Annotated in this window: 17 protein-coding genes and 1 tRNA gene; 16 read left to right on the top strand and 2 right to left on the bottom strand. The window is 68.6% G+C overall.

Translation table 11 applies throughout. The annotated features are described in order from the left end of the window. Window positions 1-115: 115 nt before the first annotated feature. The 5 genes from ACIQCJ_RS11210 (at window position 116) to ACIQCJ_RS11190 (ending at window position 5,408) form a co-directional block, all read left to right on the top strand. Window positions 116-628 carry a MaoC family dehydratase N-terminal domain-containing protein gene (locus ACIQCJ_RS11210; protein ID WP_402711207.1) on the top strand — a complete coding sequence of 171 codons (513 nt, stop codon included), beginning with the start codon at window positions 116-118 and terminating at the stop codon, window positions 626-628. After that, on the top strand, window positions 625-1,053 hold the full coding sequence (locus ACIQCJ_RS11205; protein ID WP_355340280.1) for a MaoC family dehydratase: 429 nt from the start codon (window positions 625-627) through the stop codon (window positions 1,051-1,053). The genes ACIQCJ_RS11210 and ACIQCJ_RS11205 overlap by 4 nt, the downstream gene beginning before the upstream one ends. Before the next feature lie 110 nt (window positions 1,054-1,163). Then, the gene (locus ACIQCJ_RS11200; protein WP_355340277.1) at window positions 1,164-1,721 is read left to right on the top strand and encodes a helix-turn-helix domain-containing protein; all 558 of its coding nucleotides are present in this window, start codon (window positions 1,164-1,166) and stop codon (window positions 1,719-1,721) included. 116 nt (window positions 1,722-1,837) lie between these two features. Continuing rightward, window positions 1,838-3,283 carry an MFS transporter gene (locus ACIQCJ_RS11195; protein ID WP_355340274.1) on the top strand — a complete coding sequence of 482 codons (1,446 nt, stop codon included), beginning with the start codon at window positions 1,838-1,840 and terminating at the stop codon, window positions 3,281-3,283. Window positions 3,284-4,352: 1,069 nt separating this feature from the next. Continuing rightward, a complete protein-coding gene (locus tag ACIQCJ_RS11190; protein WP_391050447.1) occupies window positions 4,353-5,408 on the top strand; it encodes a UDP-N-acetylmuramate dehydrogenase in 1,056 nt (351 codons plus the stop codon). A 30-nt stretch (window positions 5,409-5,438) separates the two neighbouring features. Here the strand turns inward: ACIQCJ_RS11190 and ACIQCJ_RS11185 are convergent, their stop codons facing one another. Continuing rightward, on the bottom strand, window positions 5,439-6,560 hold the full coding sequence (locus tag ACIQCJ_RS11185) for an adenosine deaminase (protein ID WP_402711206.1): 1,122 nt from the start codon (window positions 6,558-6,560) through the stop codon (window positions 5,439-5,441). A gap of 100 nt (window positions 6,561-6,660) precedes the next feature. Beyond that, entirely contained in the window at window positions 6,661-7,899 is a 1,239-nt protein-coding gene (locus ACIQCJ_RS11180; RefSeq protein ID WP_402711205.1) for a pyridoxal phosphate-dependent aminotransferase, read from the bottom strand. A gap of 322 nt (window positions 7,900-8,221) precedes the next feature. Here ACIQCJ_RS11180 and ACIQCJ_RS11175 point away from each other — a divergent pair. The 11 genes from ACIQCJ_RS11175 (at window position 8,222) to rpsL (ending at window position 21,741) form a co-directional block, all read left to right on the top strand. After that, window positions 8,222-8,294 (top strand) — tRNA-Trp (locus ACIQCJ_RS11175). A 106-nt stretch (window positions 8,295-8,400) separates the two neighbouring features. Further along, window positions 8,401-8,679, top strand: a complete 279-nt coding sequence (gene secE, locus ACIQCJ_RS11170; RefSeq protein WP_355340710.1) for a preprotein translocase subunit SecE — start codon at window positions 8,401-8,403, stop codon at window positions 8,677-8,679. Window positions 8,680-8,753: 74 nt separating this feature from the next. Next, window positions 8,754-9,677, top strand: coding sequence for a transcription termination/antitermination protein NusG (gene nusG / locus ACIQCJ_RS11165; protein ID WP_391050418.1), 924 nt, complete (start codon window positions 8,754-8,756; stop codon window positions 9,675-9,677). 160 nt (window positions 9,678-9,837) lie between these two features. Next, window positions 9,838-10,272, top strand: a complete 435-nt coding sequence (rplK, locus tag ACIQCJ_RS11160; protein WP_355340262.1) for a 50S ribosomal protein L11 — start codon at window positions 9,838-9,840, stop codon at window positions 10,270-10,272. 101 nt (window positions 10,273-10,373) lie between these two features. Then, complete coding sequence (gene rplA, locus ACIQCJ_RS11155; protein WP_355340259.1) at window positions 10,374-11,099, top strand: 50S ribosomal protein L1; 726 nt, start codon at window positions 10,374-10,376, stop codon at window positions 11,097-11,099. Between the two features lie 353 nt (window positions 11,100-11,452). Further along, window positions 11,453-12,019, top strand: a complete 567-nt coding sequence (gene rplJ, locus ACIQCJ_RS11150; protein ID WP_355340256.1) for a 50S ribosomal protein L10 — start codon at window positions 11,453-11,455, stop codon at window positions 12,017-12,019. Between the two features lie 84 nt (window positions 12,020-12,103). Then, window positions 12,104-12,487, top strand: coding sequence for a 50S ribosomal protein L7/L12 (gene rplL, locus ACIQCJ_RS11145; protein ID WP_355340253.1), 384 nt, complete (start codon window positions 12,104-12,106; stop codon window positions 12,485-12,487). Window positions 12,488-13,071: 584 nt separating this feature from the next. Beyond that, on the top strand, window positions 13,072-16,557 hold the full coding sequence (gene rpoB, locus ACIQCJ_RS11140; protein ID WP_355340250.1) for a DNA-directed RNA polymerase subunit beta: 3,486 nt from the start codon (window positions 13,072-13,074) through the stop codon (window positions 16,555-16,557). A gap of 125 nt (window positions 16,558-16,682) precedes the next feature. Continuing rightward, entirely contained in the window at window positions 16,683-20,582 is a 3,900-nt protein-coding gene (locus ACIQCJ_RS11135) for a DNA-directed RNA polymerase subunit beta' (protein WP_355340247.1), read from the top strand. Between the two features lie 45 nt (window positions 20,583-20,627). Then, window positions 20,628-21,119, top strand: coding sequence for a DUF1707 and DUF4190 domain-containing protein (locus ACIQCJ_RS11130; protein WP_355340244.1), 492 nt, complete (start codon window positions 20,628-20,630; stop codon window positions 21,117-21,119). A 250-nt stretch (window positions 21,120-21,369) separates the two neighbouring features. Next, window positions 21,370-21,741 carry a 30S ribosomal protein S12 gene (gene rpsL / locus ACIQCJ_RS11125; RefSeq protein ID WP_014144289.1) on the top strand — a complete coding sequence of 124 codons (372 nt, stop codon included), beginning with the start codon at window positions 21,370-21,372 and terminating at the stop codon, window positions 21,739-21,741.

Here is a 21,741-nt window from a genome sequence, read left to right as displayed (position 1 = left end):
TGAACCGTTACGCCACCGCTAGCGACCCCCCGCGCCCGTACGACTTCCGTACGTATGTCGTACGCTGCCCCCGATCCCGCCCGCTTCCCGCCCGCTTCCCGCACCGGAGGTGCCGATGGCTCTGGACCAGTCCTTCGTGGGGCGGAGCTATCCGCCCACCGCCGCCTATGAGGTGGGCCGGGAGAAGATCCGCGAATTCGCCGAGGCGGTCGGGGACACCAACCCGGCGTATATGGACGCGGACGCGGCCAAGGCGCTCGGGCACCGCGATGTGATCGCCCCGCCGACCTTCGCCTTCTCGATCACCTTCAAGGCCGCGGGCCAGGTCGTCCAGGACCCGGAGTTGGGCCTCGACTACAGCCGGGTCGTGCACGGCGACCAGAAGTTCGCGTACACGCGCCCGGTCATGGCCGGTGACCGGCTCTCGGTCACCTCCACCATCGAGGCGATCAAGTCCCTGGCGGGCAACGACATCATCGACATCCGCGGCGAGGTCCACGACGAGTCCGGCGAGCACGTGGTGACCGCCTGGACGAAGCTGGTCGCCCGCGCGGCGGAGGACGACCCGCGCGGCGGCAGCGGGAACGGCTCGGGGAACGCTTCGGCGAACGCGGAGGGCGCGGCATGACGGCGACGATCGGTTACGCGGATGTCGAGGTCGGCACCGAACTGCCCGCGCGGACCTTCCCTGTGAGCCGCGCCACACTCGTGCAGTACGCGGGCGCCTCCGGTGACTTCAACCCGATCCACTGGAACGAGAAGTTCGCCCGCGAGGTCGGCCTGCCCGACGTCATCGCGCACGGCATGTTCACCATGGCCTCGGCGATCCGGGTCGTCACGGACTGGGCCGGCGACCCGGGGGCGGTCGTCGAGTACGGCGTACGGTTCACCAAGCCCGTCGTCGTGCCCAACGACGAGCAGGGCGCGCTCATCGAGGTGACCGCGAAGGTCGCCGCCAAACTGGACGACCAGCGGGTGCGGGTCGACCTCACCGCGACGTCCGCGGGCCAGAAGGTGCTGGGCATGTCCCGCGCCGTGGTCCGGCTCGCCTGAGACGTAGAAGCGCAGGTAAGGGGTGCCCATCCAAGTGGGTGCCCCTTACGTTTGCCCGTGTCTCCCGTATCGCGGTTGACAGGTTAGTTATGGACCACTAACTTACTCGTATGGTCAGGATGAGCGCAGAGGAGAGGCGCGAGAGCGTCATCCGCGCGGCGATGAGCGAATTCGCCCGCGGCGGCTACAACGGCACGTCCACCGAGACGATCGCCCGCCGGGTGGGCGTCTCGCAGCCGTATCTCTTCCGCCTCTTCCCGAACAAGGAGGCCATGTTCCTGGCGGCGGCCACCTACTGCCTGGAATCGACGCGCCAGGTCTTCGCCGATGTGGCCGAGGACGAGACGGACCACGAGGGCAAGCTCAAGGCGATGGGGAACGCGTATCAGACGCTGATCTCCGACGACCCCGAGCGGCTGCTGATGCAGATGCAGATGTATGTCGCGGTCGCCGCCGCCGAGGCGTCCGGGGACCACGAATTCGGCCGTTCCATCCGTGAGGGGTGGGAGGCGCTGTGGGAGACCCTGCATCTGGAGCTGGGCGCGGACGTCGAGCAGACCACGCAGTTCCTCGCCTACGGAATGTTGATCAACACCCTGGTGTCGCTGGGCTTCCCGGCCGACCACCGCATCTGGGAAGGGCTGTACGAGACGGCCCGTCCCGAGTGAGGCGCCGCGCCTTTCGGGGCGCGGAGTCATCGGTTTTTTCTGTCCGCTGAAGTTAGTCATCCATAACTAACCGTACGGCTCGAAGCCGTCGCAGTACGCACTCCACAGGGGGAGTCATGACCCAGCAAGCAGCAGAAGGCCGCAGGCCAGGCACCGCCGCCTGGGCTCTGATCATCACCAGCGTCGCCGGATTCATGGCGGCCCTCGACAATCTCGTGGTCACCACCGCGCTGCCGTCCATCCGCAAGGACCTCGGCGGGGCGCTGTCCGACCTCGAATGGACGGTCAACGCCTACACGCTCACCTTCGCCGTCCTGCTGATGTTCGGCGCGGCGCTGGGCGACCGCTTCGGCCGCCGCAAGCTCTTCCTCACCGGCCTCACGATCTTCACCGGCGCGTCCGCCGCGGCGGCCCTCGCGCCCACCATCTCCATGCTCATCGCCTTCCGCGCGCTCCAGGGCGTCGGCGCCGCGATCATGATGCCGCTCACGCTGACGCTGCTCACCGCGGCGGTCCCTGCCGAGCGGCGAGGCGCCGCGTTCGGGATCTGGGGCGCCGTCAACGGCCTCGCCGTCGCCAGCGGGCCGCTCATCGGCGGCAGCCTGACCGAACACATCTCCTGGCAGTGGATCTTCTGGCTCAACGTTCCGCTCGGCATCGCCCTCATCCCGCTGGCCCGGCTGCGCCTCAACGAGTCCACCGCGCCCGGCGCCCGGCTCGACCCGCGCGGCACCGCGCTCATCAGCCTCGGGCTGTTCGGCGTCGTCTACGCGCTGGTCAACGCCACGACCAAGGGGTGGACCAGCGGGCCGGTGCTCGGAGGGCTCATCGGCGGCGCGGCGCTCGTCGCGGCCTTCATCCGGCACGGGGCGACCTCGCCGAACGCCATGCTGCCGATGCGGCTGTTCCGCAGCCGCGGGTTCTCGGCCATCAACGCGGCCAGCATGCTGATGTTCACCGGGATGTTCGGGTCGATCTTCCTGCTCAGCCAGTTCCTGCAGAACGTCGTCGGCTACTCGCCGACCGAGGCCGGGCTGCGCATGCTGCCGTGGACCGGTATGCCGATGATCGTCGCGCCGATCGCCGGGATTGTCTCCGACCGGATCGGGGGGCGGCCGGTGGTCGCGGCCGGGCTCGCCCTTCAGGCGATCGGGCTCGGGTGGTTCGCGACGATCATCTCGCCGGACGTCTCCTATCTGGCGCAGCTTCCCGCGCTGATCATCAGCGGGGCCGGGATGGCGCTGTTCGTGGCGCCGGCCACGGCGTTGGTGATGGGGAGTGTGCGGGGGGCGGAGCAGGGGATCGCCTCGGGGGCCAACAACGCGCTGCGTGAGGTGGGGGGAGCGCTGGGGATCGCGGTGCTGGGCTCGATCTTTTCCGCGCAGGGCGGGTACGGGTCGGCTGACGCCTTTGTCGACGGGTTGACGCCTGCGCTGTGGGTTGGTGCCGCTGTGCTCGGTGTCGCCACGGTCGCGGCCCTCCTCCTTCCCCGCCGTCCCTCTCCCACCTCCCTCGACTCCACCCCGTCCTCCTCCCCCCGCGACCTCCAGCCCACCGCCTAGCCCTTTCCTGGCCGTCCTGGCCGTTCCTGGCCCTCTTGACCCCCGTGCCCGGCCTGGGTGCGGGGGTCAGCCCTTTCTTCCACCGCCCTGTCCCTGGTGTCGGTCCCGGGCCGGGGCACCTCCTCGAGCTGCGTGCTGCCTGCTCCTTTCCCATTCGTCCACGCCCTGTCGGCACGCAAATCTGCGGGGGCACCCCGCCCCGTCCCCTCCGTCCCGTCTGCGAGTGACGGTTCGTGGTGGGTGGGGGGAGGGGGTGGGGGCGGTTCGCCGTGGGTGGGGGGCTAGCGGTGCGGTTCGCCGTGGGGTGGGCGGAGGGGGGTGGGTGGGTTCCGGGCCCTCCGGTACGGCTGCGAGTGACGGTCGGCCGTGGGTGGGGGGCTAGCGGGGCGGTTCGCCGTGGGGTGGGCGGAGGGGGGTGGGTGGGTTCCGGGCCCTCCGGTACGGCTGCGAGTGACGGTTCGCCGTGGGCGAGGGGTGCGGGGTGGGGGGTGGTTCGCCGTGGGGCGGGCGTCGGGGGCGGTGGCACTGGCTCGTTCGGTACGGGTGAGGGTGGCGGTTCGTGGTGGGTGGGGGCGGCCTCTTTGGTACAGGTACGGGTGGTGTTCGTGGTGGGTGGGAGGGGGCGGCCTCTTTGGTACGGGTGGGGGTGGTGGGGCGGGGTGAGTGGGGGGCCTTTGGTTGGTTGGCGGGCGGGGGGCTCGGGGCCTTCACTTCTGGGGGGGCGGTCTTTTCGGATTGGCCGGGGGGGGGGAGTTGCGCGGGGCGGTACGCCGCGAAGGCTCCCTCCCTCCTCAGCTACAGCGGACAGGCGGGCGCCGACGGACCGGAGGGGTCGGTGCGGGGTGCCCCCGCAGGGGGACGAACGGGCAGGGGCAGAAGCAGGCGCAGGTGGCCGCAGGTTCGTCGCCCGAGGAGGTGCCCCGGGCCGGGACCGACCAGGCACGGGCGGCACCCGCAGACGAAGAAAGCACCCGCACGGGTGGGCGGGTGGGCAAAGACGCCCCCCCACGCAAGCGGGCCGGGAAAAGAAGGGAGGCGGCGGGCCCCCTAGGGTGAGGGGGTGGACGTAATGGAGAAGGCGCCGCTGGCCCCGTTGACAACCTTCCGCGTAGGCGGCCCCGCGCACCGCCTGATCACGGCGGCCTCGGACGCCGACGTCATCGCCGCCGTCGCCGCGGCGGACACCACCGGCGACCCCCTCCTGATCGTCGGCGGCGGCAGCAACCTCGTCGTCGGCGACCGCGGCTTCGAGGGAACGGCGCTACGGATCGCCACCCGCGGCGTGACCCTCGACGGCACCTCGCTTGAGGTCGCCGCGGGCGAGACCTGGAGCGACGTCGTGGCGCGGACCGTCGCCGCCGGCCTGGCCGGAATCGAGTGCCTGGCGGGCATCCCCGGCTCGGCGGGGGCGACGCCGATCCAGAACGTCGGCGCCTACGGCCAAGAGGTGTCGACGACGATCACCGAGGTCGTCGCGTACGACCGCCGGACCCGCGAGACGGTGACGCTGGCGAACGACGCGTGCGCCTTCTCGTACCGCCACAGCCGCTTCAAGGCGGAGCCGCACCGCTACGTCGTGCTGCGCGTCCGCTTCGGACTGGAGGACGCGGGCGGGCTCTCCGCCCCGGTGAAGTACGCGGAGACGGCCCGCGCCCTGGGCGTGGAACCCGGCGACCGGGTGCCCCTGGAAAAGGCGCGGGAGACGGTGCTGGCGCTGCGCGCGGGCAAGGGCATGGTGCTGGACGAGGCCGACCACGACACCTGGTCTGCGGGCTCCTTCTTCACCAATCCGATCCTGACCGCCCCGGAGCACGCCGCGTTCCTGGAGCGGGCGAAGGAGCGGCTCGGCCAGGACACGGCGCCGCCGTCGTACCCGGCGGGCGAGGCCGGTCAGGGCCTCACGAAGCTGTCGGCGGCCTGGCTGATCGACAAGGCGGGGTTCACCAAGGGGTACGGCAGCGGCCCGGCGCGGATCTCCACCAAGCACACGCTGGCGCTGACCAACCGCGGCGGCGCGACCGCCGAGGATCTGCTGGCGCTGGCCCGCGAGGTACGCGACGGCGTCCACGCGGCGTTCGGCGTGACGCTGGTCAACGAGCCGGTCCTGGTGGGCGTCAGCCTGTAGACCCGACAACCCTCCCGGCAGAGCCCGGCGTCAGCCTGTAGACCCGACGACCCTCTCGGCGGAGCCCACCGCACCCTCGGCGGAGCCCACCGCCCCCTCGGGAGAGCCCACCCCCTCACGAGAGCCCTCGGCCCCCTCCGGTGTCGCCTCCCACTCGGCGATCCCCGCCAGCAGCCGCCGGCGTACGTCCTCCGGCGCGCGGGAGCCCCGTACGGACTGCCGGGCCAGCTCGGCCAGTTCGGCGTCGGTGAAGTCGTGCGAGGCGCGGGCGATCTCGTACTGGGCGGCGAGCCGGGAGCCGAAGAGCAGCGGGTCGTCGGCGCCGAGCGCCATCGGCACGCCCGCCTCGTACAGGGTGCGCAGCGGTACGTCCTCGGCCTTCTCGTACACGCCGAGCGCGACGTTGGAGGCCGGGCAGACCTCGCAGGTGATGCCCTTCTCGGCGAGGCGGCGCAGCAGCCGCGGGTCCTCGGCGGCGCGGACCCCGTGCCCGATACGGCCCGCGTACAGGTCGTCGACGCAGTCGCGGACGCTGGAGGGCCCCGCCAGCTCCCCGCCGTGCGGGGCCGCGAGCAGGCCGCCGTCGCGGGCGATGGCGAAGGCGCGGTCGAAGTCCCGTGCCAGACCGCGCCGTTCGTCGTTGGAGAGCCCGAAGCCGACCACGCCGCGGTCGGCGTACCGGACGGCGAGCCGGGCCAGCGTACGGGCGTCCAGCGGGTGCTTCATGCGGTTGGCGGCGACGACCACGGCCATGCCGACCCCGGTGTCCCGCGAGGCGGTGTGCACGGCGTCCAGCACGATCTCCATCGTGGGGATCAGCCCGCCGAGCCGCGGCGCGTACGAGGTCGGGTCGACCTGGATCTCCAGCCAGCCGGAGCCGTCCGCCGCGTCCTCCTCGGCGGCCTCGCGGACCAGCCGCTGGATGTCCTCCGGGGTGCGCAGGCAGGAGCGGGCGATGTCGTACAGCCGCTGGAAGCGGAACCAGCCGCGCTCGTCGGTGGCCCGGAGTTTGGGGGGTTCGCCCGAGGTCAGCGCCTCGGGGAGGTGCACGCCGTGCCGGTCGGCCAGTTCCAGGAGCGTGCCGGGGCGCATGGAGCCGGTGAAGTGCAGATGCAGATGTGCCTTGGGGAGCTGACGGACCTCGCGTGCCATTCCAAGATCCTGCTATACGACAGCCCCCGTCCGGTACCACTTTCTCCGAACGGGGGCTTGCCCGAATGCAAAAACGGATCGCCACAGCGTCCGAAGGGGCTCAGTCCTTCGCCTCGCCCAGCAGCTTCTGGAGCCGCGAGACGCCCTGTTCCAGGTCCTCGTCGCCGAGCGCGTACGAAAGCCGCAGGTAGCCCGGGGTGCCGAAGGCCTCACCAGGCACGACCGCGACCTCGGCCTCGTCCAGGATCAGCGCGGCCAGCTCGACGGAGTCGGCCGGGCGCTTGCCGCGGATCTCCTTGCCGAGCAGCGCCTTCACCGACGGGTAGACGTAGAACGCGCCCTCGGGCGTCGGGCAGACGACGCCGTCGATCTCGTTGAGCATCCGCACGATCGTGCGGCGGCGGCGGTCGAAGGCGGTCCGCATCTCGGCGACCGCGTCCAGGTTCCCCGAGACGGCGGCCAGCGCGGCGACCTGCGCGACGTTGGAGACGTTCGAGGTGGCGTGCGACTGGAGGTTCGTCGCGGCCTTGACCACGTCCTTCGGGCCGATGATCCACCCGACCCGCCAGCCGGTCATGGCGTACGTCTTCGCCACGCCGTTGACCACGATGCACTTGTCGCGCAGCTCGGGCACGGCCGTCGGCAGCGAGGTGAACGTCGCGTCGCCGTACACCAGGTGCTCGTAGATCTCGTCGGTCAGCACCCACAGGCCGTGCTCGACGGCCCAGCGGCCGATCGCCTCGGTGTCGGCGGCGCTGTACACGGCGCCGGTGGGGTTGGACGGCGAGACGAACAGCACGACCTTGGTGCGCTCGGTGCGGGCCGCTTCGAGCTGCTCGACCGAGACCCGGTAACCGGTGGTCTCGTCCGCGACGACCTCGACCGGCACGCCGCCCGCGAGCCGGATCGACTCGGGGTAGGTGGTCCAGTACGGGGCGGGCACGATGACCTCGTCACCCGGGTCGAGGATCGCGGCGAACGCCTCGTAGATGGCCTGCTTGCCGCCGTTGGTGACCAGCACCTGCGACGGCTCGACCTCGTAGCCGGAGTCGCGGAGCGTCTTGGCGGCGATCGCCGTCTTCAGCTCGGGCAGACCGCCGGCCGGGGTGTAGCGGTGGTACTTCGGGTTGCGGCACGCCTCCACCGCGGCTTCGACGATGTAGCCGGGCGTCGGGAAATCGGGCTCTCCCGCGCCGAATCCGATGACCGGGCGCCCGGCGGCCTTGAGGGCCTTGGCCTTGGCGTCGACGGCCAGCGTCGCGGACTCGGAGATCGACCCGACGCGGGCCGACACCCGACGGTCGGTGGGAGACTGTACGGGGGGAGTAGCTGCGCTCATGACTGCATGGTCCCAGACGCGGGGGAGGCCCGGCACCCAGGTTTGCGGACCTGTCCGGACTGTGAACACACCCGGTGCGCGCCGGGGGTCCGCGGCCCCGTCGGCACCCGACCGGCACCTGACCAGCGCCTCGCCGGAACTTCACCGGAACCTCCTCGGCACCCCGTCGACACCGCGTCAAAACGTCAACGGAACGCGGCCGGAACCTGATCGGACGCAAGGCGTTCGACGGAGGGCCGCGAAACACGTACACTCATCCGTCGATGGCCTTCCCACCGGCACCGCGGTTCCGCAATGCTGCGGTACGTTGGGGGAGTCGCAAAGGGTCGTAGCTCAATTGGTAGAGCACTGGTCTCCAAAACCAGCGGTTGTGGGTTCGAGTCCCTCCGACCCTGCTCCACACGTCACCCGACGGACGTGGGCAGGTAAAGCACTCGCCGTACCGCGCGACGGGCGCGACACGGCCACGACCCGGAGTCAGGTGAGGACGTAGTGACTGAGATCACGGACTCCATCGAGGCCCCTGAGCCTGACACGTCCGAGGACGACGAGACTCGCAAGCCCCGCCGCGGCGGCAAGCGCGGCAAGAAGGGCCCCCTCGGTCGGCTGGCGCTCTTCTACCGCCAGATCGTCGCGGAACTCCGCAAGGTCGTCTGGCCGAGCCGCAACGACCTGATCACCTACACCACAGTGGTGATTGTCTTCGTTGTCGTCGTCATCGGTCTCGTCAGCGTGGTTGACTGGGGATTCTCGAAGCTCGTCTCGTACGTCTTCGGCTGATCCCGCGGTGGGCGCCGGTCCACGGGCGCCTGTCCGCATGTTCCACCCCTTGAAGTCAGGAAGAAGCAGTCACCGTGTCTGACCCGAACGTGTACGACGCCGACGAAACCGTTGAGGGCGACGACACCGCGCTCGACATCGTCGAGGCCGCCGACGGCGAGATCGACCAGGCCGAGGCTGCCGACCTGAACGCCGGCGAAGCCGCCGAGCAGGCCGCCGTCCACGAGGACGAGGACGAGGAAGCCGCCGAGGCCGCCACGGACGAGGCGGACGACGACGAGGCGGACGACGAGTCCGACGAGGACGTGGCGGTCGCCGCTGAGGACGAAGCGGCTGAGGACGAAGCGGACGAGGACGACGGCGAGGCCGCCGTGTCCGAGCCGGTCGTGGACGCGGTCGCCGCCTTCCGCGAGGAGCTTCGCACCCTGCCCGGCGAGTGGTACGTGATCCACACCTACGCCGGTTACGAGAACCGCGTGAAGTCCAACCTGGAGCAGCGCGCCGTCTCGCTCAACGTCGAGGACTACATCTACCAGGCCGAAGTGCCCCAGGAAGAAGTCGTCCAGATCAAGAACGGCGACCGCAAGACCATTCGGCAGAACAAGCTCCCCGGCTACGTGCTGGTGCGCATGGACCTGACGAACGAGTCGTGGGGCGTCGTCCGCAACACCCCCGGTGTCACCGGCTTCGTCGGCAACGCGTACGACCCGTACCCGCTGACCCTCGACGAGATCGTGAAGATGCTCGCCCCGGAGGTGGAGGCCGCGGCCGAGGCCGCCGCCATCGCCGAGGGCACCGCCCAGCCGCGCAAGGTCGAGGTCCAGGTGCTGGACTTCGAGGTCGGCGACTCGGTCACCGTCACCGACGGCCCCTTCGCGACGCTCCAGGCGACGATCAACGAGATCAACGCCGACTCGAAGAAGGTCAAGGGCCTGGTCGAGATCTTCGGCCGCGAGACCCCGGTCGAGCTGAGCTTCGACCAGATCCAGAAGAACTGAGACTTTTCCAGCGGCCCCCGTTCGACGGATTTCCGTCGGCCGGGGGCCGCTGTGTCCCCCGGCCACCGGCCGGTTTCAGGATGCGGGCCAATACCCGCTAAAGTGGTGCGGTATGCCTGTACGCAGGCACGAACACTCTCAACAGGACCCGGAGAGAGCAATGCCTCCCAAGAAGAAGAAGATCACGGGGCTGATCAAGCTCCAGATCAACGCCGGCGCGGCCAACCCGGCGCCGCCGGTCGGCCCCGCGCTGGGCCAGCACGGCGTGAACATCATGGAGTTCTGCAAGGCCTACAACGCGGCGACCGAGTCGCAGCGCGGCATGGTGATCCCGGTGGAGATCACGGTCTACGACGACCGTTCCTTCACCTTCATCACCAAGACGCCGCCGGCGGCCAAGCTGATCCTCAAGGCCGCGGGTGTCGAGAAGGGCTCCGGCGAGCCGCACGTCAAGAAGGTCGCCAAGCTCACCCGCGACCAGGTTCGGGACATCGCCACGACGAAGCTCCCCGACCTGAACGCGAACGACCTGGACGCCGCCGAGAAGATCATCGCCGGCACCGCCCGCTCCATGGGCATCACGGTCGAGGGCTGACGCCCGAGCGACAGAGGCGAGGGCTGACGCCCCGCCGGTTCATCTGTGGCAGGGCCTGCTCGGCCCGTACCACGACTCCCCTTCACCAACAGGAGCAGTAAGTGAGCAAGCGCAGCAAGTCCCTTCGCGCTGCCGACGGCAAGATCGACGCGGAGCGCCTGTACGCCCCGCTCGAGGCCGTCCGGATCGCCAAGGACACCGCGACCACCAAGTTCGACTCGACCGTCGAGGTCGCCTTCCGCCTGGGTGTCGACCCGCGCAAGGCCGACCAGATGGTCCGTGGCACCGTGAACCTTCCGCACGGCACCGGCAAGACCGCCCGGGTCCTGGTCTTCGCGACCGGTGACCGTGCTGCGGCCGCGGAAGCCGCGGGAGCCGACATCGTCGGCTCCGACGAACTGATCGACGAGGTGTCGAAGGGCCGTCTGGACTTCGACGCCGTCGTCGCCACCCCGGACCTCATGGGCAAGGTCGGCCGTCTGGGCCGCGTGCTCGGTCCCCGTGGCCTGATGCCGAACCCGAAGACCGGTACGGTCACCCCGGACGTGGCGAAGGCTGTCACGGACATCAAGGGCGGCAAGATCGAGTTCCGCGTCGACAAGCACTCGAACCTGCACTTCATCATCGGCAAGGTCTCCTTCGACGAGACCAAGCTGGTGGAGAACTACGCGGCGGCCCTGGACGAGATCCTGCGTCTCAAGCCGTCCGCCGCCAAGGGTCGTTACATCAAGAAGGCCGCCGTGAGCACCACCATGGGCCCCGGCATCCAGGTCGACCCCAACCGCACCCGCAACCTCCTCGTCGAGGAGGACCCGGCGTCCGTCTGATGACGACGCGGGGCCACGCGTAAGGCGTGCGGCACCATCCGAAGTCCGGCCTCCGTGCACACCGCACGGGGGCCGGATTTGGTGTTGTCAGGACCCGTCCCGTACGCTTCCCGAGAAGCCAAAGACCGCTGGTCGTTGCCGTGCCCCGAAAAGGGCGTGGCGGCCGAAGGATCCGCTAGCTGCGGATGGCCCGCGCAGGTGATCGTGGATGAACTCCGGAAGAGATTTCCGCCGAGCGGAAGTCGATTCCGTCGAGTCACGCCCCGTGCGCCTGCGCCGGGGCGTTCGTTTTTGCCAAGTCCCCTCCTTCAATTCCGTGCGGTCCGCAATCACCCGGAAGGAGGCCGAGACTCATGGCGAGGCCCGATAAGGCTGCCGCGGTTGCCGAGTTGACGGATCAGTTCCGCTCCTCGAACGCCGCTGTGCTGACCGAGTACCGCGGTCTCACCGTGGCGCAGCTCAAGACGCTGCGCCGTTCGCTCGGTGAGAACGTCACGTACGCCGTGGTGAAGAACACGCTGACCAAGATCGCGGCCAACGAGGCCGGGATCAGCACGCTCGACGACCTGTTCGCGGGTCCGTCGGCCGTCGCCTTCGTCGCCGGTGACCCGGTCGAGGCGGCGAAGGGTCTGCGCGACTTCGCCAAGGACAACCCCGCTCTCGTCATCAAGGGCGGTGTCCTTGACGGCAAGGCGCTGTCCGCCGACGAGATCAAGAAGCTCGCGGACCTCGAGTCCCGCGAGGTTCTGCTCGCCAAGCTGGCGGGCGCCATGAAGGCCAAGCAGTCGCAGACTGCCGCGCTCTTCCAGGCGCTGCCCTCGAAGTTCGTCCGCACCGCGGAGGCGCTTCGTGCCAAGCAGGCCGAGCAGGCAGAGCAGGGCGGTGCCGGTACGCCGGCTCCCGCCGAGGCTGCGGAGTAACCACTCCCGCAGTCCAGCGGGCTCCGAGTACGCCCGCCGACATCGACAACCGGCACCAGCCGAATTAGTGGAAGGACCGCCATCATGGCGAAGCTCAGCCAGGCCGAGCTGCTCGAGCAGTTCGAGACCCTCACCCTCATCGAGCTCTCCGAGTTCGTGAAGGCCTTCGAGGAGAAGTTCGACGTCACCGCCGCCGCCCCCGTCGCCGCCGCCGGTGTCGCCGGTCCGGCCGCCGTCGCGGACGCCGCCCCGGAGCAGGACGAGTTCGACGTCGTCCTCACCGCCGCCGGTGACAAGAAGATCCAGGTCATCAAGGTCGTGCGTGAGCTGACCTCGCTCGGCCTGAAGGAGGCCAAGGACCTCGTGGACGGCGCCCCGAAGCCCGTCCTGGAGAAGGTCGACAAGGCTGCCGCCGACAAGGCCGCCGAGTCCCTCAAGGCCGCCGGCGCCTCGGTCGAGGTCAAGTAACACCGAGCGGCACCCAGCAGTCCCCGTACGGCCCGCACAGGGCCGGACAGCCGTAGGGCGGTCACCCATCCGGGTGGCCGCCCTACGGCGTTCCCGCGTCCTTGTGGCGGGGCGGTGCCACCGTCCGGATAAGGTGATCGTTCCCGCACGGGACCTGCTCCGGGAGCCATCCGGCAGGGGGGCCGGGCGCGGGGCTGTGAGCATCTCTGCCAGGCCAGGGCCTTGACGAACCGCACGCGGCGCGCAATTCTCAGGACGCGTCGACACTTCGATCCGGGTTGGATGCATGGATCGGGGGAGATGCGGGAATGCATGGCGCAGGCGCGGATCCGGTTCCGAGGCGGGATCCGCAGGACGGACGAGGGGGCGATGATTCGGTACTCCGAATCTCTGCTCTGGACATCAGTGTGCCGAGTGGCTACACTGACCCTTTGCGCTGCCTGTTAGCTGCTGCCTGGCCCGTCACCAGGAGCATGCCCACGTCTGAGCACTGCTGAAGAAGTCCGCCATCAGGGCTTTCTTCTTACGCTCAGGGGCGGACCGGTATGCGCGTAGTGAGTCCGAGCCCTCGGAAGGACCCCCTCTTGGCCGCCTCGCGCAACGCCTCGACCACCAATTCGAACAACGGCGCAAGCACCGCCCCGCTGCGCATCTCTTTCGCGAAGATCCGTGAACCGCTCGAAGTTCCGAACCTCCTCGCGCTCCAGACCGAGAGCTTTGACTGGCTGCTCGGCAACGCCGCGTGGAAGGCCCGTGTCGAGGCGGCCCTGGACAGTGGGCAGGACGTCCCCAGGAAGTCGGGTCTGGAGGAGATCTTCGAGGAGATCTCGCCGATCGAGGACTTCTCCGGGTCGATGTCGCTCACTTTCCGTGACCACCGATTCGAGCCTCCGAAGAACTCGCTGGACGAGTGCAAGGAGCGCGACTTCACGTACGGCGCCCCGCTCTTCGTCACCGCCGAGTTCACCAACAACGAGACCGGCGAGATCAAGTCCCAGACGGTCTTCATGGGTGACTTCCCGCTGATGACCAACAAGGGCACCTTCTGCATCAACGGCACCGAGCGTGTCGTCGTCTCGCAGCTCGTGCGCTCGCCGGGTGTCTACTTCGACAGCCAGATCGACAAGACGTCCGACAAGGACATCTTCTCCGCCAAGATCATCCCGTCCCGGGGTGCCTGGCTGGAGATGGAGATCGACAAGCGCGACATGGTCGGTGTCCGCATCGACCGCAAGCGCAAGCAGTCGGTCACCGTCCTGCTCAAGGCGCTCGGCTGGAGCACCGAGCAGATCCTGGACGAGTTCGGCGACTACGAGTCGATGCGCGCCACCCTGGAGAAGGACCACACCCAGGGCCAGGACGACGCGCTGCTCGACATCTACCGCAAGCTGCGTCCGGGCGAGCCGCCGACCAAGGAGGCCGCGCAGACCCTGCTGGAGAACCTCTACTTCAACCCCAAGCGCTACGACCTCGCGAAGGTCGGCCGCTACAAGGTGAACAAGAAGCTCGGCAGCGACGCGCCCCTGGACGCCGGTGTGCTCACCACCGACGACATCATCGCCACCATCAAGTACCTGGTGAAGCTGCACGCCGGTGAGACCGAGACCACCGGGGAGAACGGCTCCTCGATGGTCGTCGAGGTCGACGACATCGACCACTTCGGCAACCGCCGCCTGCGCAACGTGGGCGAGCTGATCCAGAACCAGGTCCGTACCGGCCTGGCCCGTATGGAGCGCGTGGTCCGCGAGCGGATGACGACCCAGGACGTCGAGGCGATCACGCCGCAGACCCTGATCAACATCCGGCCGGTCGTCGCCTCCATCAAGGAGTTCTTCGGCACCAGCCAGCTCTCCCAGTTCATGGACCAGACGAACCCGCTGTCCGGCCTGACCCACAAGCGCCGCCTGTCGGCGCTGGGCCCCGGCGGTCTGTCCCGTGAGCGGGCCGGCTTCGAGGTCCGCGACGTGCACCCGTCGCACTACGGCCGCATGTGCCCGATCGAGACCCCCGAAGGCCCGAACATCGGCCTGATCGGCTCGCTCGCCTCCTACGGCCGGGTCAACGCGTTCGGCTTCGTCGAGACCCCGTACCGCAAGGTCGTCGAGGGCGTCGTCACCGACGACGTCGACTACCTGACCGCGGACGAGGAAGACCGCTTCGTCATCGCGCAGGCCAACGCGCCGCTCACCGAGGACCTGCGGTTCGCCGAGTCCCGCGTGCTGGTCCGCCGCCGCGGCGGCGAGATCGACTACATCCCCGGCGACGACGTCGACTACATGGACGTCTCGCCGCGCCAGATGGTGTCGGTCGCGACCGCGATGATCCCGTTCCTGGAGCACGACGACGCCAACCGCGCGCTCATGGGATCGAACATGATGCGCCAGGCCGTGCCGCTGATCAAGGCGGAGGCGCCGCTGGTCGGCACCGGCATGGAGTACCGCTGCGCGGTCGACGCCGGTGACGTCATCAAGGCGGACAAGGACGGTGTGGTCCAGGAGGTCTCCGCCGACTACGTCACCATCACCAACGACGACGGCACGTACACCACGTACCGCGTCGCGAAGTTCTCCCGCTCCAACCAGGGCACGTCCTTCAACCAGAAGGTCGTCGTCAACGAGGGCGACCGGGTCGTCGTCGGCCAGGTGCTCGCCGACGGTCCCTCGACCGACGAGGGCGAGATGGCCCTCGGCAAGAACCTCCTGGTGGCGTTCATGCCCTGGGAGGGCCACAACTACGAAGACGCGATCATCCTCAGCCAGCGGCTGGTCCAGGACGACGTCCTCTCCTCGATCCACATCGAGGAGCACGAGGTCGACGCCCGTGACACCAAGCTCGGCCCGGAGGAGATCACCCGGGACATCCCCAACGTCTCCGAGGAGGTCCTCGCGGACCTCGACGAGCGCGGGATCATCCGGATCGGCGCCGACGTCGTCGCCGGCGACATCCTGGTCGGCAAGGTCACGCCCAAGGGCGAGACCGAGCTGACCCCGGAGGAGCGCCTGCTGCGCGCGATCTTCGGCGAGAAGGCCCGTGAGGTCCGTGACACCTCGCTGAAGGTGCCGCACGGCGAGACCGGCAAGGTCATCGGCGTCCGGGTCTTCGACCGCGAGGAGGGCGACGAACTGCCGCCCGGTGTCAACCAGCTCGTGCGCGTGTACGTGGCGCAGAAGCGGAAGATCACCGACGGCGACAAGCTCGCCGGCCGTCACGGCAACAAGGGCGTCATCTCGAAGATCCTGCCGGTCGAGGACATGCCGTTCACCGAGGACGGCACCCCGGTCGACATCATCCTCAACCCGCTCGGCGTCCCGTCCCGCATGAACCCGGGACAGGTGCTGGAGATCCACCTCGGCTGGCTCGCCAAGCAGGGCTGGGACGTCTCCGGTATCGGCGAGGAGTGGGCGCGTCGCCTCCAGGCGATCGACGCGGACGTCGTCGCCGCCGGCACCAACGTCGCGACCCCGGTCTTCGACGGCGCCCGCGAGGACGAGATCCGCGGTCTGTTCGAGTCCACCATCCCGAACCGCGACGGCGACCGCATGGTCCTGCCGTCCGGCAAGGCGCGGATGTTCGACGGCCGCTCCGGCGAGCCGTTCCCTGAGCCGATCTCGATCGGCTACATGTACATCCTCAAGCTGCACCACCTGGTGGACGACAAGCTGCACGCCCGCTCCACTGGTCCGTACTCGATGATCACCCAGCAGCCGCTGGGTGGTAAGGCACAGTTCGGTGGCCAGCGATTCGGTGAGATGGAGGTGTGGGCGCTGGAGGCGTACGGCGCCGCTTACGCCCTCCAGGAGCTGCTGACCATCAAGTCCGACGACGTGCTCGGCCGCGTGAAGGTCTACGAGGCCATCGTCAAGGGCGAGAACATCCCCGAGCCGGGCATCCCCGAGTCCTTCAAGGTGCTCATCAAGGAAATGCAGTCGCTCTGCCTCAACGTGGAGGTGCTGTCCTCGGACGGCATGTCCATCGAGATGCGTGACACCGACGAGGACGTCTTCCGCGCCGCGGAAGAACTCGGTATCGACCTGTCCCGGCGGGAGCCGAGCAGCGTCGAAGAGGTCTGACGGGCCGGTCGCCCGGTCCCTCCAGGATCGGGCGGCCTCTCCCAGGACCGTTCAGACCATGTTTGACAATCGACCCCGACCGCGTTTTTTGGTCGGGTGGAACCCGAAGGCGGGATTGACGACAAGTGCTCGACGTCAACTTCTTCGACGAGCTGCGGATCGGCCTTGCCACCGCGGACGACATTCGTACCTGGTCGCACGGCGAAGTGAAGAAGCCGGAGACCATCAACTACCGCACGCTCAAGCCGGAAAAGGACGGGCTCTTCTGCGAGAAGATCTTCGGCCCGACCCGGGACTGGGAGTGCTACTGCGGGAAGTACAAGCGGGTCCGCTTCAAGGGCATCATCTGTGAGCGCTGCGGCGTCGAGGTCACTCGCGCCAAGGTGCGTCGTGAGCGGATGGGCCACATCGAGCTGGCCGCGCCCGTCACGCACATCTGGTACTTCAAGGGCGTTCCGTCGCGCCTCGGCTACCTGCTCGACCTCGCCCCGAAGGACCTGGAGAAGGTCATCTACTTCGCGGCGTACATGATCACGTGGGTGGACGACGAGCGCCGCACGCGCGACCTGCCGTCGCTGGAGGCCCAGGTCTCCGTCGAGCGCCAGCAGGTCGAGCAGCGCCGTGACTCCGACGTCGAGGGCCGGCAGAAGAAGCTGGAAGCCGACCTGGCCGAGCTGGAGAACGAAGGCGCCAAGGCCGACGTCCGCCGCAAGGTCCGCGAAGGCGCCGAGCGCGAGATGAAGCAGCTCCGCGACCGTGCGCAGCGCGAGATCGACCGGCTCGACGAGGTGTGGGCCCGCTTCAAGAACCTCAAGGTCCAGGACCTGGAGGGCGACGAGCTGCTCTACCGCGAGCTGCGCGACCGCTTCGGTACGTACTTCCAGGGTTCGATGGGTGCCGCGGCGCTGCAAAAGCGCCTGGAGTCCTTCGACCTGGAGGAGGAGGCCGAGCGCCTCCGCGAGATCATCCGTACCGGCAAGGGCCAGAAGAAGACCCGGGCGCTCAAGCGCCTCAAGGTCGTCTCCGCCTTCCTCCAGACCACCAACAAGCCCAACGGCATGGTGCTGGACTGCGTCCCGGTGATCCCGCCGGACCTGCGTCCGATGGTGCAGCTCGACGGTGGCCGCTTCGCGACCTCCGACCTCAACGACCTGTACCGCCGCGTCATCAACCGCAACAACCGCTTGAAGCGGCTTCTCGACCTCGGCGCCCCCGAGATCATCGTGAACAACGAGAAGCGCATGCTCCAGGAGGCCGTCGACGCGCTCTTCGACAACGGCCGTCGCGGCCGCCCGGTCACGGGCCCCGGCAACCGTCCGCTGAAGTCGCTGTCCGACATGCTCAAGGGCAAGCAGGGCCGCTTCCGGCAGAACCTGCTCGGCAAGCGCGTCGACTACTCCGCCCGTTCGGTGATCGTCGTCGGCCCGCAGCTCAAGCTGCACCAGTGCGGCCTGCCCAAGGCCATGGCGCTGGAGCTCTTCAAGCCGTTCGTGATGAAGCGCCTGGTGGACCTGAACCACGCGCAGAACATCAAGTCGGCCAAGCGCATGGTCGAGCGCGGCCGTACGGTCGTGTACGACGTGCTCGAAGAGGTCATCGCCGAGCACCCGGTGCTGCTCAACCGCGCACCGACCCTGCACCGTCTGGGCATCCAGGCCTTCGAGCCGCAGCTCGTCGAGGGCAAGGCCATCCAGATCCACCCGCTGGTCTGCACCGCGTTCAACGCGGACTTCGACGGCGACCAGATGGCCGTGCACCTCCCGCTGTCCGCGGAGGCGCAGGCCGAGGCCCGCATCCTGATGCTGTCCTCGAACAACATCCTCAAGCCGGCCGACGGCCGTCCGGTCACCATGCCGACCCAGGACATGGTGCTCGGTCTGTTCTTCCTGACCACGGACTCCGAGGAGCGCGAGGTCATCGGGGAGAACCGGGCGTTCGGTTCGACCGCCGAGGCGATCATGGCGTTCGACGGCCGTGAGCTGTCGATGCAGGCGCCGGTCGACATCCGCTTCCCGGTGGGCACCGTCCCGCCGCGCGGCTGGGTGCCGCCGGAGCCCACCGAGGGCGAGGAGCCGTACCAGCTCGGCGACACGTTCCGGCTGCGGACGACCCTGGGCCGCGCGCTCTTCAACGAGCTGCTGCCCGAGGACTACCCGTTCGTGGACTACGCGGTCGGCAAGAAGCAGCTCTCCGAGATCGTCAACGACCTCGCCGAGCGCTACCCGAAGGTCATCGTGGCGGCGACGCTCGACAACCTGAAGGCGGCGGGCTTCCACTGGGCGACCCGTTCCGGTGTCACCGTGTCCGTCACGGACATCGTGGTGCCCGAGGCCAAGAAGGCGATCATCGCCTCCTACGAGGCCCAGGACGAGAAGGTCCAGAAGCAGTACGAGCGCGGTCTGATCACCAAGGACGAGCGCACTCAGGAGCTCATCGCGATCTGGACCAAGGCGACCAACGAGGTCGCCGTGGCGATGAACGCGAACTTCCCGAAGACCAACCCCATCTTCATGATGGTGGACTCCGGGGCCCGCGGAAACATGATGCAGATGCGTCAGATCGCGGGTATGCGTGGCCTGGTGTCGAACGCCAAGAACGAGACGATCGCCCGTCCGATCAAGGCGTCCTTCCGTGAGGGCCTGTCCGTGCTGGAGTACTTCATCTCCACCCACGGTGCCCGTAAGGGTCTGGCCGACACCGCGCTGCGTACCGCCGACTCGGGTTACCTGACCCGTCGTCTGGTGGACGTCTCGCAGGACGTGATCATCCGCGAGGAGGACTGCGGCACCGAGCGCGGTCTGAAGCTGCGGATCGCCGAGCGCGGCGCGGACGGTTCGCTGCGCAAGACGGACGACGTCGAGACCAGCGTGTACGCCCGCATGCTCGCCGAGGACGTCGTGGTGGACGGCAAGGTCATCGCGCCCGCCAACGTCGACCTCGGTGACGTGCTGATCGACCAGCTCGTGCGGCACGGTGTCGAGGAGGTCAAGACCCGCTCGATCCTCACCTGCGAGTCGACCGTCGGCACCTGCGCGTACTGCTACGGCCGTTCGCTGGCCACCGGCAAGCTCGTCGACATCGGCGAGGCCGTCGGTATCATCGCGGCCCAGTCGATCGGTGAGCCCGGCACCCAGCTCACGATGCGTACCTTCCACACCGGTGGTGTGGCCGGTGACGACATCACGCAGGGTCTGCCGCGTGTCGTCGAGCTGTTCGAGGCCCGTGTCCCGAAGGGTGTCGCCCCGATCTCCGAGGCGTCCGGCCGGGTGCGGATCGAGGAGACCGAGAAGACGAAGAAGCTCGTCGTCACCCCGGACGACGGTGCCGAGGAGATCGCCTACCCGATCTCCAAGCGCGCCAAGCTCCTGGTGGGCGAGGGCGACCACGTCGAGGTCGGCCAGAAGCTGACCTTCGGTGCCACCAACCCGCACGACGTGCTGCGCATTCTGGGCCAGCGCCAGGTGCAGATCCACCTGGTGCAGGAAGTCCAGAAGGTCTACAACTCGCAGGGCGTGTCGATCCACGACAAGCACATCGAGATCATCATCCGGCAGATGCTGCGCCGGGTGACGATCATCGAGTCCGGCGACGCGGAGCTGCTGCCCGGCGAGCTGGTCGAGCGCGGCCGGTTCGAGACCGAGAACCGGCGCGTGGTCTCCGAGGGCGGTCACCCGGCCTCGGGTCGTCCGCAGCTCATGGGTATCACCAAGGCCTCGCTGGCCACGGAGTCCTGGCTGTCGGCCGCCTCCTTCCAGGAGACGACCCGGGTGCTGACCGACGCGGCGATCCACGCCAAGTCGGACTCGCTGCTGGGCCTGAAGGAGAACGTCATCATCGGCAAGCTGATCCCGGCCGGTACGGGCCTCGCCCGCTACCGCAACATCCGGGTGGAGCCGACCGAGGAGGCCAAGGCCGCGATGTACTCGGCCGTCGGCTACGACGACATCGACTACAGCCCGTTCGGCACCGGCTCCGGCCAGGCCGTTCCGCTGGAGGACTACGACTACGGCCCGTACAACGGCTGAGTTTCGTCCCGTTGCTGTCACACAGGGCGGCCATCCCTCTCGGGGATGGCCGCTCTGCGGCATTATGGATACATGCTTGCCGGGGATGCGGACAGAGAGCGCGCGGTGAACGTGCTGAACGAGGCGTTCACCGAGGGGCGGTTGAAGCAGGAAGAGTACGAGGACCGGTTGGGGCGTGCCTACGCGGCGCGTACGTACGGGGACTTGGACCGGTTGACAGCGGACATTCCGCGGCCGTCCTCGCCGTATCCGGTGCCTCCGACGTTCGGGGCGCCGCAGCCGTTCCGGTACGCGCCGCCGGTGGCGCCCGTGCCGAAGACGAACGGGGCGGCGATCGGGGCACTGGTGTGCTCATTGGTCGGGTCGCCGATCTTCGGGATGGCGTCGATCGGCGCGGTCGTGCTCGGGCACACCGCGAAGCGGCAGATCCGCGAGCGCGGTGAGCAGGGTGACGGGATGGCGACGGCCGGGTTGGTGATCGGTTATCTCGGGCTGGCTTTCTGGGCGCTGATCTGGGTGGTGGCAATCTTCGAGTAGTCACCGGCCTGCGCGTTTGCATTTGTTTTGACCGCAGCCGATGCGGTAGGTACGCTCTGACCTTGTGCCTGGGGTGTGCCCGGGTCCTCGCGCGTGCCATGCGACCGCGAGAGGGCACCGAGGCCGCGTCACCCGACATACGCACTTCTCCGTTGGTTCGGATTCGTGTGGGGTCCGCGACACACCCGACCGCGTGGGTCGGTCCCCAGGTTAGATTTATCGAGATCGGCACACAGAAACCGGAGAAACGGTGCCTACGATCCAGCAGTTGGTCCGAAAGGGCCGGCAGGACAAGGTCGAGAAGAACAAGACGCCCGCGCTGAAGGGTTCCCCGCAGCGTCGTGGCGTTTGCACGCGTGTGTACACGACCACCCCGAAGAAGCCGAACTCGGCGCTGCGCAAGGTCGCGCGCGTACGGCTGACCAGCGGTATCGAGGTCACGGCTTACATCCCGGGTGAGGGCCACAACCTCCAGGAGCACTCGATCGTGCTCGTGCGCGGCGGTCGTGTGAAGGACCTTCCGGGTGTTCGTTACAAGATCATCCGCGGTTCCCTCGACACGCAGGGCGTCAAGAACCGTAAGCAGGCTCGTAGCCGCTACGGCGCCAAGAAGGAGAAGTAA

The organism is Streptomyces sp. NPDC093221 (assembly GCF_044753885.1).
Taxonomy (GTDB): domain Bacteria; phylum Actinomycetota; class Actinomycetes; order Streptomycetales; family Streptomycetaceae; genus Actinacidiphila.
This window is presented reverse-complemented; position numbering and strand designations above follow the sequence as displayed.

Bases quoted from the DNA above. Each gene is read 5' to 3' on its own strand.
- ACIQCJ_RS11210 (WP_402711207.1), top strand. From the start codon at position 116: ATGGCTCTGGACCAGTCCTTCGTGGGGCGGAGCTATCCGCCCACCGCC.
- ACIQCJ_RS11205 (WP_355340280.1), top strand. From the start codon at position 625: ATGACGGCGACGATCGGTTACGCGGATGTCGAGGTCGGCACCGAACTG.
- ACIQCJ_RS11200 (WP_355340277.1), top strand. From the start codon at position 1,164: ATGGTCAGGATGAGCGCAGAGGAGAGGCGCGAGAGCGTCATCCGCGCG.
- ACIQCJ_RS11195 (WP_355340274.1), top strand. From the start codon at position 1,838: ATGACCCAGCAAGCAGCAGAAGGCCGCAGGCCAGGCACCGCCGCCTGG.
- ACIQCJ_RS11190 (WP_391050447.1), top strand. From the start codon at position 4,353: ATGGAGAAGGCGCCGCTGGCCCCGTTGACAACCTTCCGCGTAGGCGGC.
- ACIQCJ_RS11185 (WP_402711206.1), bottom strand. From the start codon at position 6,560: ATGGCACGCGAGGTCCGTCAGCTCCCCAAGGCACATCTGCATCTGCAC.
- ACIQCJ_RS11180 (WP_402711205.1), bottom strand. From the start codon at position 7,899: ATGAGCGCAGCTACTCCCCCCGTACAGTCTCCCACCGACCGTCGGGTG.
- rplK (WP_355340262.1), top strand. From the start codon at position 9,838: ATGCCTCCCAAGAAGAAGAAGATCACGGGGCTGATCAAGCTCCAGATC.
- rplJ (WP_355340256.1), top strand. From the start codon at position 11,453: ATGGCGAGGCCCGATAAGGCTGCCGCGGTTGCCGAGTTGACGGATCAG.
- rplL (WP_355340253.1), top strand. From the start codon at position 12,104: ATGGCGAAGCTCAGCCAGGCCGAGCTGCTCGAGCAGTTCGAGACCCTC.
- ACIQCJ_RS11130 (WP_355340244.1), top strand. From the start codon at position 20,628: ATGGCCGCTCTGCGGCATTATGGATACATGCTTGCCGGGGATGCGGAC.